This is a genomic window from Kitasatospora sp. NPDC054768 (genome assembly GCF_053612025.1).
In genome coordinates, this window is the sequence record NZ_JBSHBN010000203.1 from 1 (window position 1) to 15,443 (window position 15,443).

At 74.9% G+C, this 15,443-nt stretch carries 18 protein-coding genes; 2 read left to right on the forward strand and 16 right to left on the reverse strand.

Annotation, left to right across the window (positions count from 1 at the left end; translation table 11 throughout):
* Window positions 1-73: 73 nt before the first annotated feature.
* The gene (locus tag ACWGKU_RS36670; protein ID WP_452177276.1) at window positions 74-955 is read right to left on the reverse strand and encodes an NAD(P)-dependent oxidoreductase; all 882 of its coding nucleotides are present in this window, start codon (window positions 953-955) and stop codon (window positions 74-76) included.
* A gap of 189 nt (window positions 956-1,144) precedes the next feature.
* On the opposite strand from ACWGKU_RS36670, the gene ACWGKU_RS36675 reads away from it, so the two are divergent.
* Window positions 1,145-1,702 (forward strand): TetR/AcrR family transcriptional regulator, encoded by a 558-nt coding sequence (locus ACWGKU_RS36675; RefSeq protein WP_452177305.1) that lies wholly within the window; start codon window positions 1,145-1,147, stop codon window positions 1,700-1,702.
* A gap of 160 nt (window positions 1,703-1,862) precedes the next feature.
* A complete protein-coding gene (locus ACWGKU_RS36680; protein WP_359901125.1) occupies window positions 1,863-2,195 on the forward strand; it encodes a hypothetical protein in 333 nt (110 codons plus the stop codon).
* A 58-nt stretch (window positions 2,196-2,253) separates the two neighbouring features.
* Here ACWGKU_RS36680 and ACWGKU_RS36685 read toward each other — a convergent pair whose 3' ends face one another.
* The 15 genes from ACWGKU_RS36685 to ACWGKU_RS36755 all read right to left on the reverse strand — a co-directional run bounded on the left by ACWGKU_RS36685 (window position 2,254) and on the right by ACWGKU_RS36755 (window position 15,360).
* Window positions 2,254-3,249, reverse strand: coding sequence for an ornithine cyclodeaminase family protein (locus ACWGKU_RS36685; RefSeq protein WP_452177275.1), 996 nt, complete (start codon window positions 3,247-3,249; stop codon window positions 2,254-2,256).
* Window positions 3,246-4,274: a proline racemase family protein gene (locus tag ACWGKU_RS36690; protein WP_380544669.1), complete on the reverse strand. Its 1,029-nt coding sequence runs from the start codon at window positions 4,272-4,274 to the stop codon at window positions 3,246-3,248. The genes ACWGKU_RS36685 and ACWGKU_RS36690 overlap by 4 nt, the downstream gene beginning before the upstream one ends.
* Complete coding sequence (locus tag ACWGKU_RS36695) at window positions 4,274-5,629, reverse strand: aldehyde dehydrogenase family protein (RefSeq protein ID WP_452177274.1); 1,356 nt, start codon at window positions 5,627-5,629, stop codon at window positions 4,274-4,276. The genes ACWGKU_RS36690 and ACWGKU_RS36695 overlap by 1 nt, the downstream gene beginning before the upstream one ends.
* A gap of 50 nt (window positions 5,630-5,679) precedes the next feature.
* On the reverse strand, window positions 5,680-6,684 hold the full coding sequence (locus ACWGKU_RS36700; protein WP_380352898.1) for a proline racemase family protein: 1,005 nt from the start codon (window positions 6,682-6,684) through the stop codon (window positions 5,680-5,682).
* A 92-nt stretch (window positions 6,685-6,776) separates the two neighbouring features.
* The gene (locus ACWGKU_RS36705) at window positions 6,777-7,640 is read right to left on the reverse strand and encodes a dihydrodipicolinate synthase family protein (protein WP_401048808.1); all 864 of its coding nucleotides are present in this window, start codon (window positions 7,638-7,640) and stop codon (window positions 6,777-6,779) included.
* A 131-nt stretch (window positions 7,641-7,771) separates the two neighbouring features.
* Window positions 7,772-9,187: an FAD/NAD(P)-dependent oxidoreductase gene (locus ACWGKU_RS36710; RefSeq protein ID WP_452177273.1), complete on the reverse strand. Its 1,416-nt coding sequence runs from the start codon at window positions 9,185-9,187 to the stop codon at window positions 7,772-7,774.
* Window positions 9,168-9,485 (reverse strand): (2Fe-2S)-binding protein, encoded by a 318-nt coding sequence (locus tag ACWGKU_RS36715; protein WP_401048803.1) that lies wholly within the window; start codon window positions 9,483-9,485, stop codon window positions 9,168-9,170. The genes ACWGKU_RS36710 and ACWGKU_RS36715 overlap by 20 nt, the downstream gene beginning before the upstream one ends.
* A 56-nt stretch (window positions 9,486-9,541) precedes the next feature.
* Window positions 9,542-10,702, reverse strand: a complete 1,161-nt coding sequence (locus ACWGKU_RS36720; protein WP_359901148.1) for an NAD(P)/FAD-dependent oxidoreductase — start codon at window positions 10,700-10,702, stop codon at window positions 9,542-9,544.
* Between the two features lie 151 nt (window positions 10,703-10,853).
* The gene (gene tatC / locus ACWGKU_RS36725; RefSeq protein ID WP_401048810.1) at window positions 10,854-11,747 is read right to left on the reverse strand and encodes a twin-arginine translocase subunit TatC; all 894 of its coding nucleotides are present in this window, start codon (window positions 11,745-11,747) and stop codon (window positions 10,854-10,856) included.
* Between the two features lie 163 nt (window positions 11,748-11,910).
* Window positions 11,911-12,216: a Sec-independent protein translocase subunit TatA gene (gene tatA / locus ACWGKU_RS36730; RefSeq protein ID WP_380544678.1), complete on the reverse strand. Its 306-nt coding sequence runs from the start codon at window positions 12,214-12,216 to the stop codon at window positions 11,911-11,913.
* Between the two features lie 191 nt (window positions 12,217-12,407).
* On the reverse strand, window positions 12,408-12,617 hold the full coding sequence (locus ACWGKU_RS36735; protein ID WP_452177272.1) for a hypothetical protein: 210 nt from the start codon (window positions 12,615-12,617) through the stop codon (window positions 12,408-12,410).
* Window positions 12,618-12,637: 20 nt separating this feature from the next.
* A complete protein-coding gene (locus tag ACWGKU_RS36740; protein ID WP_049652006.1) occupies window positions 12,638-12,868 on the reverse strand; it encodes a hypothetical protein in 231 nt (76 codons plus the stop codon).
* A 3-nt stretch (window positions 12,869-12,871) separates the two neighbouring features.
* The gene (locus tag ACWGKU_RS36745; RefSeq protein ID WP_452177304.1) at window positions 12,872-13,798 is read right to left on the reverse strand and encodes a helix-turn-helix transcriptional regulator; all 927 of its coding nucleotides are present in this window, start codon (window positions 13,796-13,798) and stop codon (window positions 12,872-12,874) included.
* Window positions 13,799-13,824: 26 nt separating this feature from the next.
* A complete protein-coding gene (locus tag ACWGKU_RS36750) occupies window positions 13,825-14,799 on the reverse strand; it encodes a helix-turn-helix transcriptional regulator (protein ID WP_452177271.1) in 975 nt (324 codons plus the stop codon).
* A gap of 177 nt (window positions 14,800-14,976) precedes the next feature.
* The gene (locus ACWGKU_RS36755) at window positions 14,977-15,360 is read right to left on the reverse strand and encodes an FKBP-type peptidyl-prolyl cis-trans isomerase (RefSeq protein ID WP_401047286.1); all 384 of its coding nucleotides are present in this window, start codon (window positions 15,358-15,360) and stop codon (window positions 14,977-14,979) included.
* Between the last annotated feature and the right edge of the window lie 83 nt (window positions 15,361-15,443).

The following is a 15,443-nucleotide window of genomic DNA, read 5'->3' on the forward strand; positions in this document are numbered from 1 at the left end:
CATGCCTTGGTGTCAGCGGCCGGCGGCCGTGACAACGGCCGACGGCGCACGATCTTCAGGTCCGCACGGAGGGCTACGCCCGACGGAACCGGCCCACCAGGGTGCTCAGACTGGCCGCGCCGTCGCCGGCCGCCACGCCCCGCCGGACCGCCTCCGCGAGGACGGCCGGCAGGGCGCCGTCCACCCCGGACGCCTCCGCGGTGTCCCGGACGTGCTCGATGCTCGCGAGTGCCATCGTCAGCCGGTCGACGTCCCCGCGGTGGTCCCCGGCGGTGATCCGCGGCGCGTAGAACTCGATCATCCGCGGCACCAGCGAGGCGGTGGGCAGGGCGTACGGCCGAAACTCCTCGGCCGAGATGCCGTTGGCCTCGGCGATCGCCGTGGCGTGCAGGTAGCCGACCATCGAGGACCAGAACAGGTCCATCTGGATCTGGTAGTACAGCTGCGCCAGCCCGGGGTCGTCGCCCCGGTAGTCGGCCCCGGTGAGCACCTCCAGGGCGGCCCGGTGCCGCTGGAACAGCTCGACCGGGCCGCTGTAGAAGGTGGACGACTCGGGGCTGCCGATGCCCGACGGCGGCACCTGCACCCCGCCGGTCAGGTGGCCGGCGCCGCGTTCGGCCAGCCAGCGGGCGGCCTCGCGGGCCCGCCCGGGAGTGTCCGAGCCGAGGTTCACGACCGTCCTCCCCCGCAGCGCCGGCTCGACCGACTCCAGCACCTCGAACACCGCGTCGTAGTCGGTGAGGCTGAGCACCACCAGGTCGTTCGCCGCCACCGCCGCCTCGGCGTCGGATGCGGCCCGCGCACCCCGGGCGACGAGCGCGTCGGCCCGCCCGGCGGTGCGGTTCCACACCGTGACGGCGTACCCGGCGTCCAGGAACGCCCCGGCCATGGCCTGCCCCATCGGGCCGAGCCCGATCACCGTCACGGATCGCCGCGCCTGCTGCTCCACGGACATGCGTTTCCCCTCCTCTGGAACGAACGCTCTATCCAGAGCGCCGGGCCGACGCTAGCACAGCACTGGAACGAACGCTCTACCCAGAATCTCGGCTAGGATCGCGGCGTGAACACGCCCGAGAGAGCCGACGCGAAAACGAGCGCGAGGACGAGCGCGAAGGCCGAAGCGAAGCCCGGCACCCGCGAGCGGATCGTCCGGGCCACCTCCCGACTGCTGCAGCGCCAGGGGTACGAGGGCACCGGGATCAAGCAGATCTCCCGCGAGGCCGAGGCCACCCTCGGCTCCGTCTACCACTTCTTCCCGGGCGGCAAGCAGGAGTTGGCCGCCGAGGCGATCCGGCACGGGGACGAGGAGTTCGCCGTCCTCCTGCGCGCCGGGCTCGGCTCCTCGTCGGACCTGGGCGAGGCGATGACCTCCTGCACCCGGATGCTCGCCACGGAACTGCGCGAGTCCGACTGGCAGGACGGCTGCCCGATCACCAGCACGGCCCTGGAGACGGTCGGCCGCGTGCCGGTGATCGAGGAGGCGGTGACCGAGGCCTTCGCCAACTGGCGGGCCGTCGTGGCGGAACGGCTGCTCGCCGCCGGCGTCGGCGAGCAGGACGCCCGCGAGCTGGCCGGCACCGTGATCAGCACCCTGGAGGGCGCCGAGCTCGCCGCCCAGGTCGCCCGCAGCGAGCAGCCGCTACTGGTCACCGGCAAGCACCTGGCCCGCCTGCTCACCGCCTACGCCGACGACCGGGCCTGACCCGCGACACCGGACCGCCGGCCCGAAAGGCGAGCCGAGAGACGGGCCCGAGAAGCCCGGGAGGCGGCCGGAAAACGTGAGGAGCCGGCGCAGCGGGGGATCCCTTCCCGCTGCGCCGACTCCGGTTCACAACTCCCAACCACGGCCAGGAGTAACGCACTTGTCGATCGAAGCCGCGCTGTACGACGGCCGCCCGAACAACGGCCGCCGCACCAGCCCGAACCTGCTGCACCTGTCCACCGACCACGGCGCCGGTCTCGCCGACGCCCTGGCCGCGCACGCCCGTCCGTCCGACCACCGGCTCGGCCGGATCGACCCGTACGGCGACACGCTGTTCAACGAGCAGGACGCCGGCGCCGCCTTCGAGGAGGCCACCGCGCTGCTCGCCCGCTGCACCACCGGGGAGCAGCGGGCGGCCGTCCGCGACCTGCGCAACCTGCTCGCCAACTGCGCCGCCACCCCGGGCAGTTGGCTCATGTTCCTCGGCGACTGAACCGCTGGGGCATATCTGACAATTCGAGGCGCACCCGGCGGGAATCGTCAGACAGGCCTTAGGACGCGGCCCGGTACACCTCCGCCGCGACGGCCAGGTCCTGCCAGGCCATCCCGACGCTCTTGAAGAACCGCGGCCGCCCGTCCGGCACCAGCGCGTCGCCGCGCACCAGCTCGGAGAGGTTCCACAGCTGCCGCCCGGTCACGCCCGCCATCAGCAGGTCCCCGGCCTCCCGGCCCGCGACCGTGCGCGCCTCCACGTACAGCTCGGCCCGCTGGACCAGCAGTTCGTCGACCTCCCGCGCGTCCGGCTCGTGCGAGCCCACCGCGGCCACCGCCGCGTGCGCGGGCACCAGCGCGCCGTCGAACAGCGGCGTGCGCGCGGTGGTGCAGCAGACCACCAGGTCCGCCTCGCGGACCGCCCGCGGACCGTCGACCTCGGCCGTCAGCCCGAGCTCCCGCCCGTACGCCGCCAGCGCCTGCGCCCGGTCGGCGTTGCGCGCCACCACGGTGAGCCGGCGCAGCGGCCGGACGGCGAGCAGGGCGTCCAGGTGCCCGTACGCCTGCGGCCCGGAGCCGAACAGCACCAGGTGCTCGGCCTCCGGCACCGCCAGCCGCCGCAGCGCGGCCGCGGTGACGGCGGGCGTGCGCAGCGCGGTGAGCGCGGCGCCGTCCAGCAGGGCGAGCGGCTGCAGGGTGGGCCCGTCCAGGAGCAGGTAGCTGCCGGTGATCCGGGGCAGCCCCCGCTCCGGGTTGGCCGGCGCGACACCGGCGATCTTCACGCCCGCGTACGGCCCGGCGGCGGCCGGCATCATCAGCAGTTCCCCGGCGGGCACCGGTACGGCGGATCGGGCGGGTGCCGCCTCCGGGTCGAACCCGTCCAGCAGCACCCGCTCGATCGCCCCCACCGCACCGGCGGGCCCGACTCCGCCGGTGCCCGCCACGGCGTACTGGAGCGGCACAACCGCCGTACCGGGCAGTGCGGTCGGGCTCGGGTCGCTCGGAACCACAGCGGTCCGGTTCTCGGCGGCCCGGCTCTCGGATGTCCGGCTCACAGCAGGAACCCCGCTCCCAGCTCGTCGTCCGGCTCCAGGACGAAGCCGTGCTCGCCGGTGCGGAAGGCCGCCCCGCCGACCTCGGTGACCACGCCCTCGCCCTGCGGGTCGCCGCCCGGCAGGAAGCGGCCGGAGAAGACCGTCCCGATGATCGACTCGTGCCGCAGCGGCTCGCCGGGGGCCAGCCGCCCCTCGGCGGCGAGCACCGCCAGCCGGGCGGAGGTGCCGGAGCCGCAGGGCGAGCGGTCGATCTGGCCGTCGGCGAAGACGGTGACGTTCCGCTGGTTCAGCACCCCGTCCACCGAGGGGAGTTCGTCGTACAGCACCACTCCGTACACACCCGAGAGCCGGGCGTCCGTCGGGTGCGCGACCGCCTCGGCGCCGGCCAGCGCGGCCCTGATCTCCCGCCCCACGGCGGTGAGTTCGGGCAGCCGCTCCGGTTCCACGGCGAGCCCGAGGGCGGCCGCGGACACCGAGGCGTAGCAGGCGCCGGAGTGCGCCACGGCGACCTCCACGGTGCCGAGCGAGGTCTCCACCGGCAGCTTCAGCGCGGTCACCCGGCTGGGCACGTTGCGGAAGGTCACCCCGGTGGTGTGCCCGCCGGCCCGGTGCACCAGGGCGGTGACCCGGCCGGACGGCACGTCGATCCGCACCCGTGCCACGCCGTCCGCGGGGGCGGGCACCAGGCCGGAGTCCACGGCCCAGGCGCCGAGCGCGATGGTGCCGTGCCCGCAGGCGGTGGAGTAGCCGTCCTTGTGCCAGAACAGCACGCCCAGGTGCGCCTCGTCGTCGTCCGGCGGCACCAGGAAGCCGCCGTACATCCCGGCGTGGCCGCGCGGCTCCTGGACGAGCAGCTGCCGGACGTCGTCCAGCGCGCTGGGCCGGGGCGCGGTCGCGCTGCCGCCCGCGCCGAGCGCGATGGCCCGGCGTTCGGCGACGGTGTCGCCGGGGATCGGCGGCACGCCGTCCAGCACGATCCGGAACGGCTCGCCGGCCGTGTGGTAGTCGACGGTGCGGACGAACATCAGGCGCCACCTCCCGGCAGCACGCTGACGGTCCGGCTGACGGTGTAGAAGTCCAGGGCCGCCTGGCCCTGCTCGCGCTCGCCGTGGCTGGCGCCCTTGGCTCCGCCGAAGGGCAGGTGGAAGTCGACGCCGCTGGACGGGGCGTTGACCCGGATCATGCCGGCGTCCAGCCGGTCGGCGGCGGCCAGCGCCACGTCCAGGCTGCGGGTGTGCACCGAGGTGGAGAGGCTGTGCGGGGTGTCATTGGCGAGCGCGATGGCCTCGTCCAGGTCGGCCGCGGCGTGCAGCACGGCGATCGGGCCGAAGAACTCCTCGCGGGCCAGCGGGTGTTCGGCCGGCACGTCGGCGAGCAGGGTCGGCTCGACGTACCAGCCGGCCCGCTCGGGCACCCGGCCGCCGGTGAGCACGCTCGCCCCGGCCTCGACGGCCGAGGAGACGGCGCCGGTCAGCCGCTCCCGGGCGGCGGCGTTGATCACCGGCCCGCAGACCGCGTCGTCGACCGCCGCCAGCGCCTTGACCAGCGCCTCGCGCAGCGGCTCGTGGGCGGCGCCGACCGCGATCACCCGGCTGGTGGCGGTGCACTTCTGCCCCGCGTACCCGGCGACGGCCGCGGCGATGTGCCCGGCGGCCTGCGCGATGTCGGCGTCCGGCAGCACCAGCGCGGCGTTCAGCCCGCCGAGTTCGGCCTGCACCGGCACCCCGCGCTCGGTCGCGGCCCGCACCACGGCCCGGCCGACGCCGGTCGAGCCGGTGAAGGAGATCACGTCCGCGGTCTCCACCAGCGCCGCGCCCTCCTCGGCCCCGCCGGGCAGCACCGTGAACACGTCCTCGGGCAGCCCGGCCAGCTCGGCCAGCCGCAGCGCGCAGGCCGTCGCCTCGGGCGCCGGCTTCAGCACCACCGCGTTGCCGACGGCGAGGGCCGGCGCGGCCTTCCAGGTCGGGATCGCCAGCGGGAAGTTCCACGGCGCGATCAGCCCGGCGACCCCGTAGGGGCGGCGCCGGGTGAGCAGCAGCCCGGGGCCGGCGGCGGTCTCGTGCACCGCCCCGGAGGGCGCGTACGGCGCCTGCGCGTAGTAGCGCCAGATCGCCGCCGTGCGGGCGACCTCGCCGAGCGCCTCGGCCAGCGGCTTGCCGACCTCGCGCACGATCAGCGCGGCCAGCTCGTGGGCGTGCGCCTCCACGGCGTCCGCGATCCGGCCGAGCGCCGCCGACCGGGCGCCCGCTCCGGCGGCGAGCCAGTCGCCCTGCGCCGCCCGGGCCCGCCCGACGGCGGCCCGCACGGCCTCGGCGCCGGGCTCCTCGACGGCGACCACGAGGTCGGCGGGGTCGGCGGGGTTGTACGAGGTGATGGTCACAGCCAGCAGCCCTTCGAGGGAGGTACGGGGAACGAAGGAGGGAGGAGGGGTCAGAGCAGGAAGCCCGCCGGGAACGGGTCGCTCGGGTCGAGGAAGTACTGGGCGGTGCCGGTGACCCAGGCCCGCCCGGTGACGGTGGGCACCACCGCGGGCCGCCCGGCCACCTCGGTCTCCTCGACCAGCCGCCCGGTGAAGGTGGTCCCGATGAAGGAGTCGTTGCGGAAGTCCCGCCCGAGGGGCAGTTCGCCGCGCGCGTGCAGCTGGGCCATCCGCGCCGAGGTGCCGGTGCCGCAGGGCGAGCGGTCGAACCAGCCGGGGTGGATGGCCATCGCGTGCCGGGAGTGCTCGGCGGTGGAGCCGGGGGCGAGCAGCTGGACGTGGTGGCAGCTGTGGATGGACGGGTTCTCCGGGTGCACCGGCCGGTCCGGGCTCGCGTTGATCGCGTCCATCATCGCCAGGCCGGCGTCCAGGATCTCCTGCTTGCGCTCACGCTCGAAGGGCAGCCCGAACTCGGCGAGCGGCAGGATGGCGTAGAAGTTGCCGCCGTACGCGAGGTCGTAGGTCACCGTGCCGTAGCCGGGCACCTCGATCTTGCGGTCCAGGGCGACCGAGTAGGAGGGCACGTTGCGGATGGTCACCGCCTTGGCGGCGCCGTCCTCGACGTGCACCTCGGCGACCACGAGTCCGGCCGGGGTGTCCAGCCGTACGGTGGTGACCGGCTCGACCACGGGGACCATCCCGGTCTCGACCAGCACGGTGGCGACCCCGATGGTGCCGTGCCCGCACATCGGCAGCAGTCCGGAGACCTCGATGTAGAGCACGCCGAAGTCGGCGTCCGGCCGGGTCGGCGGCTGGAGGATCGCGCCGCTCATCGCGGCGTGGCCGCGCGGCTCGTACATCAGCAGGGTGCGGAAGTGGTCCAGGTGCTCCTGGAAGTGCACCCGGCGCTCGGCCATGGTGGCGCCGGGGATGACGCCGAAGCCGCCGGTGATCACCCGGGTCGGCATGCCCTCGGTGTGCGAGTCGACGGCGTGGAACACGTGACGGCTGCGCATGGGTCACAACTCCCGTACAGGTTCGGATGGTGGGGGGTGGGCCGGGCCGACTGCCGCCGCAGCCGGCCCGGAGGCCCGGGTTCGCGCCGGTGTCAGACCAGGCCGTCGGCCAGCGCCTTCTCGGTGGCCGCGCGGACGGCCGTCTCGATCTCCGGGACGAGCGGCTGGCGCGGGGCGCGCACCGGGCCGCCGGGGCGCCCGGCGATGTCCATGGAGAGCTTGATGGCCTGGACGAACTCGGTCTTGGAGTCCCAGCGCAGCAGCGAGTGCAGCGACTTGTAGAGCGGCAGCGCGCTCTCCAGGTCCTTGGAGACGGCGGCGTCGTAGAGCGCCACCGAGGCGGCCGGCAGGGCGTTCGGGTAGCCGGCGATCCAGCCGACCGCTCCGGCGAGCGCCAGCTCCAGCAGCACGTCGTCGGCGCCGATCAGCAGGTCCAGCCCGGGGGCCAGCTCGGCGATCTCGTACGCCCGGCGGACGTCGCCGCTGAACTCCTTGACCGCGACGATCGAGCCCTCGGCGTGCAGCTGGGCGAGCAGCGGGGGGACCAGGTCGACCTTGGTGTCGATCGGGTTGTTGTACGCCACGATCGGCAGGCCGGCCTTGGCGACCTCGGCGTAGTGGGCGCGCACCGAGGCGTGGTCGGCCCGGAAGGCGTTCGGCGGCAGCAGCAGGACGGAGCCGGCGCCGGCCTCGGCGGCCTGCTCGGCCCAGCGGCGGGACTCGGCGCTGCCGTAGGCGGCGACGCCGGGCATGACCCGGGAGCCGTCGCCGGCCGCCTCGACGGCGACCTCGACGACCTTGGCGCGCTCCTCGGCGGTGAGCGTCTGGTACTCGCCCAGCGAGCCGTTGGGGACGACGCCCTCGCAGCCGGAGTCGATCAGCCAGCGGACGTGCTCGGCGTAGGCGTCGTAGTCGACGGAGTGGTCCGGGCGCAGCGGGAGCGTGGTGGCGACCATGATGCCGCGCCAGGGACGGTTGGTGTCGTGCTGGGTGATGGACACATGAGCTCCTTGATGAGGTGTGACATTTTACAAGAGCGGACGGGCCGGAGACAAGGTCCCCGGCCCGCCGTTCGACGGCGGGCCCGTTACGACTCCGGGGTGGGCCCCGCCGCCAGCTGGGAGAGCGGCACCGGGCAGCCCAGCGGGCGGCGGTCGGGCCCGGGCTCACCCGAACCGGCCAGGCAGGCCACGGCCGGACCGCACATCCGGCCCTGGCACCAGCCCATCCCGGCCCGGGTGAGCAGCTTGACGGTGCGCGGATCGCCCGCGCCCAGTTCCTCGACGGCCTCCCGGATCGCCTCGACCGGCACCTCCTCGCACCGGCAGACGTCGGTGTCCGGACGCAGCCAGCCGGTCCAGCCGGGGCCCGGCCGGTGGGCGGCGGCCATCAGGTCGGCGAAGGCCCGCAGCCGCGAGCGGCGGCGCATCAGCGCGGCCGCGGGTCGCTCCCCGGCCACCGCGTACGCGGCCAGCTCGCCCTCGGCGAGCGCGAGGTCCGCGCCGCCGACGCCATTGGTCTCCCCCGCGGACCAGAGGCCGGGCACGCTGGTGCGCAGCCGGGCGTCGACCTCCAGCGCGACCGCGCCGTCCGGCCCGGTCACGGTCCGCGCACCCAGCTCGGTGGCCAGGTCGATCTGCGGCAGCAGGCCGTGGCCGACGGCGAGCGCGTCGCAGTCGATCCGCCGCCCGGTGCCGGGCACCGGCCGCCAGTCGGCGTCCAGCCGGGCCACCGTGACGCCGGTGACCCGGTCCGTCCCGTGCGCCTCGACCACCGCGCTGCGCGGGCGCAGCCGCACGCCGTGGCGCAGCAGCGCCCCGCCGTGCCCGGCGCCCTCGACCAGCTTGCCGGGCACGCCCGCCAGCACGCCGGGGTGCCGCGCGTACCCGAGGTAGGCGGTCGCCTCGACCACGGCGGGCACCTCGGCCCCGGCGGTGACCAGCGAGGAGGCGGCCGCGAGCAGCAGCGGGCCGCTGCCGGCCACCACGATCCGCTTCCCGGGCAGCACCAGCCCGGCCTTGAGCATGGCCTGGGCGCCGCCCGCGGTGACGACCCCGGGCAGGGTCCAGCCGGGGAACGGCAGCTGCCGCTCGTACGCGCCGGTGGCGAGCAGCACCGATCGGGACCGGACGGTGGCCCGGTCGGTGCTCTCCGGCCCGCGGGTGACGTGCACCGCGAAGCCGTCCCCGGTGCGCTCCAGGGCCCAGACCTGGTGCCCGGCCAGGAAGGCGGCCCGCCCGGCGCGCTCGTGCGCGTCGAGCCGGTCGGCCCGGCCGGTGTAGGCGGACCAGTGGTGGTGCAGCCGGTCCGGCCGCGCCGCGCCCAGGCCGGGCGCCGGGTGGCGGTAGTACTGCCCGCCGGTGCTCCGCCCGCCGTCCAGCAGGGCGCAGCGCAGCCCGAGGTCGGCGGCGGTGACGGCGGCGGCCAGCCCGGCCGGGCCGGCGCCGACCACCACGAGGTCGTACGGCTGGCTGTCGTGGGCGTCAGACGGCGAGGTCGGCACGGCCGTGGCCCTCCTGGGTGGTGACGGTGGTGCCGGGCTCCGCGGGGAGCAGGCAGGTGCGCTGGTTGGGGCGGCCGTCCACGGTGGCCAGGCAGTCGAAGCAGGCGCCGATCCCGCAGAACGCCCCGCGCGGTTCGCCGCCGACCCGGGTGGTGCGCCAGGCGAGCACGCCGTCGGCCCAGAGCGCGGCGGCGATCGACTGCCCGGGCAGCGCGGGGACGGGCCGCCCGTCGAACTCGATGTGGTGGGCGGGCCCGGGCTCGGCCTGGACCAGCCCGGCGGGGGTGCGGCGGCGCATCGGCGGCTTCTCCAATCCTGGACGGAATCTCATGTGTGGCGATGGCGGGCCGGCGCTCACCCGGCCGGGAAGCGGTCCGCCCGGAACGGTGCGAGGTCCAGCTCCGGCCGCTTGCCGGTGAGCTGCTCGCTGATCAGCAGCCCGGTCGCCGGGGCCAGCCCGATGCCGGCCCCCTCGTGCCCGCAGGCGTGGTAGAGCCCGGGCACCCGGGGGTCGGCGCCGATGGCCGGCAGGTGGTCCGGCAGGTACGGGCGGAAGCCCCGGTAGGTGCGCATCACGGTGACGTCGGCGAGCACCGGGAACAGCGCGGCGGCCTGGGCGGCGAGCCGGCTCAGCACCTCCTGGGAGAGCGTGCGGTCGAAGCCGACCCGCTCCCGGCTGGCACCGATCAGCACCGGCCCGCCCGGGGTGCCCTCGATCACGGCGGAGGTCTCCAGCCCGGCCGATCCGCTGGCCACGTTGGCCACGTAGTCGGCGGCGTAGACCTTGTGCCGCACGACCCGCGGCAGCGGCTCGGTGACCAGCACGAAGCCGCGCCGGGGCAGCACCGGCAGGTGCACTCCGGCCAGCGCGGCGATCTCGCCGCCCCAGGTGCCGGCCGCGTTCACCACGGCGGCGGCGGCCAGGCTCCGCCGGTCGGTCCGCACGCCGCGCACGGCGCCGTCCGGGCCGCGGTCGACGGCGGTGACGCTCTCCCCGGTGATCAGCTCGGCGCCCATCCGGCGGGCCTCGCGCAGCAGGTGGGCGGCGGCCAGGGCGGGCTGGACCTGGGCGTCCTGCGGGTAGTGGAAGCCGCCGGCCAGGCCCTCGGCCAGGTGCGGCTCCAGCTCGCGCAGCCGCTCGCCGGGCACCTCCTCGGCCTCGACCCCGACGGTCCGCTGCCCGGCGGCGAAGGCCCGCAGCGCGTCCTGCCCGGCGGCGGTGGAGGCGACCACCACGCCGCCCTTGGGCTCGTACTCGATCGCGGGGCCGAGCCGCTCGGCGAGTTCGCGCCAGAGCCGGGTGCTGAGCAGGGCGAGGTCGAGTTCGGGGCCGGGCTCCTTGTCGGAGACCAGCAGGTTGCCCTCGCCCGCACCGGTGGTGCCACCGGCCACCGGGCCGCGGTCCACGACGGCGACGGCGAGCCCGGCGCGGGCGGCGTAGTAGGCGCAGGCGGCGCCGACCACACCGGCGCCGACCACGACGACGTCCAGGGGAGGTCTCTCGGTCTTCAGCACGGCAGTAATATGTCACATGCCATGCGACCTGCCAAGACCGCCCCACCGAAACCCGGGACCACCCCCACCAGCGGAAAGGCCGGAACGGCGGGAAGCCCCGGCCCACCGCTCGGCAGAACGGCGGACCGGGGCTCCCTCAAGCCCTACCGGCTCAGGTGATGTCGTCCATCTCCTCGCGACGGGACGCCGGCACCGACACACCGGCCGCCGGGGTCGCCGAGGCCTGGACGGACTCCGCACCGGCCACCGGCTGCACCGAGAGGTCCACGTGCGAGGCCTCCTCGTCGTCCAGCCCGGCGTCCGGGTTGCGACGCGCCTTGCGCTTGTCGTTGAAGAGCGCGATCCCCACCGCGATGAAGTACAGCGCCCAGATCGGCATCGACAGCAGCAGCATGCTGAACGGGTCGGCGCCCGGAGTGGCGAACGCGGCGAACACGGTGATCGCCATGACCATCCCGCGCCACCAGCTGAGCAGCCGCTTACCGGTCACGATGCCCACCAGGTTGAGCATCACCAGCAGCAGCGGAAACTCGAAGGCGAGGCCGAAGACCAGCACCATCCGGGTGGCGATGTCGAAGTAGTCCTCGGGCGGCAGGATCGGCGTGGTGTCGCTCGGAGTGAACGAGATCAGCATCTCGACCATGGTCGGCATGACCATGATCGCGGCCGCCACACCCGCCAGGAACAGCGGGGCGCCGCACGCCATGAAGATGACCGCGTACTTCTTCTCGTTCCTGTGCAGGCCGGGCGCCACGAAGGCCCACACCTGGTACAGCCAGACCGGGACGGCCGCCACCACGCCCGCGGTCAGCGCGACCTTCAGCATCCAGTTGAAACCGGCGGTGAGGCCGATGTTGGACACCTGGGCGCAGCGCCCGTGGTACTGGTCCGCGTCGACCTTGGTGTTGCACTGCGGCAGCGGCTGGAGCAGGAAGTGCTCGATCTGCTTGTGGTAGATCGCCGCGACGATCGCGAACAGCACGATCGCCAGGACCGACTTGACCACGCGGTTGCGCAGTTCCCGCAGGTGGTCGGCGAGGGCCATCCGCCCCTCAGGATCCTTTGACGCCTTCGGCGCCTTGGAGAGCTTGCTCAACCCCGGTCCTCAACTCGTGCGTCGGGGCCCGCCGGTCGACGGGCCTCCGTGGTCGCGCGCCTCCCGCACGTCGTGCGCGCGGCGCGCGTCGGCTGCCTCACGTGCGCCGCGCTCAGTGCGGGCGGTCGCCGTCGGGCGCGGAGGCCCCGGCGGCGGGCTCGTTCACCGGACGGGCCGTGGCCGAAGCACCCGGAGCGGACTGGATGGTCCGGCCCGCGGCACCGTCGACCGGGGCCGCTGCCCGAGCGGGCGGGGCCGGCTGCTCGGACCGGCCGTCCGAACGCATCGCCTGGGCCTCGCTCTTCAGGATCCGCATCGACTTGCCCAGCGAGCGCGCCAGGTCGGGCAGCCGCTTGGCTCCGAACAGCAGGATGGCGAGAACCACGATCACCACGATCGCGGTCGGCGAGATGCGCATGCGCGACCACCTTCAGTCATGGCGGCCCGACGGGCCGTCCGCTACGGATGGTAACCGCTGCGGATGATGCCACGACGACGGCCGCCCGAACAGGACAGCGGCCCCCGGTACGCGGTTCAGGAGCCAACTGAGAGCGTAACCCGCCCCCACCCGCGCGCAGCAGCCCCCGTACCACCCGGAGCCGCGCCGTGCTAAGCGGCCGGGACCCGCTCCGCCGCCGGGGCGTTCGCCGCCGGCATCGCGTCCGCCAGGTCCTCGGCCGCCGCGGCCAGCGCCCGCGAGGCCCGGTCCACGCCCTTGGCCAGCGCCCGCACGTCCAGCCAGAGCCGGATCGCGAGGACCCCGAGGACCAGCAGGCCCGCGGTGGCGAGCAGGACGGCGGCGACGAGCATCCAGGACATGCGCCCACCCTATACGGGGGTCACCCCTCCGCCGGGACGAGCCGCATGGTGCGCACCCCGGCCCCGGTGAGCGCCTCGACGATCTTCTCCCCGGCCGGCTTGCGCACCGCCGCACCGCACCGCGGGCAGCCGAAGCTGTAGTGCGCCTGGGCCGGGGTGCGACCGAGGGTCAGGCGGAAGTCCTCGGCCGGGAGCTCCACCTTCTCCCGGCACTCGGAGCAGTACACCTTGAATCTGGTCCCGGGTTCCACCGCTCAGGCCCGCCCCTCCCCGTAGGCGGCCAGCGCCTCCCGCGCGGCCGAGCGCGCCTGCTCGGCCAGGTCGGGCGGCGAGACGATCCGGCCGTCCCGGCCCAGCCGCAGCGCCAGCGGGCGCAGCTGGGAGGGGTCGGCGCTGCGCAGGGTGATCCGCAGCCCGCCGTCGGGCAGTTCCTCGGCCCGGTCGTGGGTGTAGTACTCGGCCACCCAGCGCCCCCCGGAGGAGACCTCGACGACCACCTCGGGGTCGTCCGCCGCCGGGTTGACCAGCCCGCCGCTCAGGTCGCGCGGCTCGCGCCGGGGCGGGTCGGCCGGGACGTCCAGGACGCGGATCTCGGCGACCCGGTCGAGCCGGAACATCCGGTGGTCCTCGGAGGTGCGGCACCAGGCCTCGAGGTAGGTGTGGCCCTCGGTGAGCAGCCGGATCGGGTCCACCTCGCGCTCGGTCATCCCGCCGCGCCCGTGCGAGTAGTAGCGCAGCCAGAGCCGGCGGCCCTCGCTGAGCGCGCGGTCGATGTCGGCGAACACGTGGCTCTCCGCCTCGAAGGTCACGCCGACCCGGGCGCTGCCCTCGGCACTCTCCCCGGCCGCGTTCTCGATCTTGGCGACGGCCCGGGTGAGCGCCTCCCGGTCCCCGGCCCGCAGGCCCGGCAGCCCGGCCACCGCGCGGGCGGCCACCAGCAGCGCGGTCGCCTCGTCGGCGGCCAGCCGCAGCGGCTGGGCCACGTCGTCGACGTTGTGCCACCAGATCCGCTCGCCGTCGGTGTCGATGTCGAGCAGGTCGCCGCCGCGGAAGCTGGTGCCGCACATCGGCAGCACGTTGAGGTCCGCGATCAGCTCGCGCTCGCTGATCCCGAACGCCCGGGCCACCTCGGCGACCTCGGCCCCGGGCCGCTCGCGCAGGTAGGTGACCAGCGACAGCATCCGTCGCGTCTGGTCGATGGCATTACTCACGGACGCTCTCCCTCGATATCCGCGACCGCCCGCAGCCGGTCGACCACATCCGCCCGCAGCTCCTCCGGCCCGAGCACCAGCACGTCCGGCCCGAACTCGGCCAGGTCCGCGCCCAGCCCGTTGCCGTACGGGATCTCCAGCTCGTCCCAGGCCTCGTCCACCCGGGTGCTGCCCAGCGCCTTGGTGCGCAGCGGGAAGCCGGCACCCCGGCGGACCCGGACGGTCGCGGTGGCGGTGGCCCCCTCCCCCGCGAACTTCGCCACGGTGGCCCGGACGTCCACGTGCTCGGGCACGGTGCCGAGGAACGCCCCGGACCTCGCCTTCACCTTGCCGGTGATCCGGCTGAGCCGGAACACCCGGGCGTCGCCGCGGTCGCGGTCGTACCCGGCCAGGTACCAGTGCCCGCGCCAGCACTCCAGCGCCCACGGCTCGACGCTGCGCTGCTCGGCGGCGGCGGCGCCGGCCTTGCGGTACTCGAAGGCGACCGGACGGCGGTCCCGGGCGGCGGTGAGCAGCGGCTCGAACGCGGCCTCCCGGGCGGGGATGCGCGGCTCCAGGGCGGTGCGGCCCTCGGCCTCGGCGAACGGCACCCCGGCCGCCCGCAGCTTCTGCAGGGCGCCGCTGGCCGCACCGGACATCTTGGCCTGCTGCCAGACCCGGGCGGCCAGGGTCAGCGCGGCCGCCTCCTCGGCGTCGAGGGCGATCTCGGGCAGCCGGTTGCGGTCGGCGCGGGCCAGGTAGCCGAGCTCGCCGTCCAGGGTGCTCTCGTCGACGTCGATCACCAGGCCGAGCTCGCGCAGGTCGTCCTTGTCCCGCTCGAACATCCGGTTGAAGGCGTCCTCGCTGCCGTTCTGCCAGGCCTCGCGGTACGCCTCGATGGACTCCCGCAGCTCCTTCTTGGAGAGCGGACGTCGGGTGTTCATCAGGCACAGGGCGAGATTCATCAGCCGCTCTGCCTTCGCGATCGCCATCGCTGACCCTTCCGGTGTGCCGCGCCGAGCGCGGGGTGCGCCAACCGGGCGATCACCACCCGGCGGGACCGACCGTACCGGTAGCGGTACGCACCGCAAAAGCGGCATCCCCGAACACCCCCGGACATGCCCGTGGGCCGGGCCCCCGGAGGGGTCCGGCCCACGGGCACGGCAGGCTCAGACGGCCAGCAGGTCGACCACGAAGATCAGGGTCGAGCCGGCCGGGATGAGCGGCGTCGGCGACTGGTTGCCGTACGCCAGGCGCGCCGGGATGGTCAGCTCGCGGCGGCCGCCGACCTTCATGCCGACGACGCCCTGGTCCCAGCCCTTGATGACGCGGCCGCCGCCCAGCGGGAAGCGGAACTCGTTGGGGCTCCGGTTCCAGCTCGCGTCGAACTCCTCGCCGGTCTCGAAGGTCACACCGACGTAGCGGACGCTGACGTTCTGGCCCCGCTTGGCCTCCTCGCCCTCACCGACGACGATGTCGCGGATCTGCAGCTCCGTCGGGGCGTCGCCGATCGGGAAGTCGATCTCGGGCTTCTCGTTGAGGTTGACGCTCACAGTCCCTCTTCTCACATTCGCTCTGCTGTCACGACCAAGCGGCGGGCGCCCGCACCCGGTCCGTTCTTCCCGGACCACGGTAC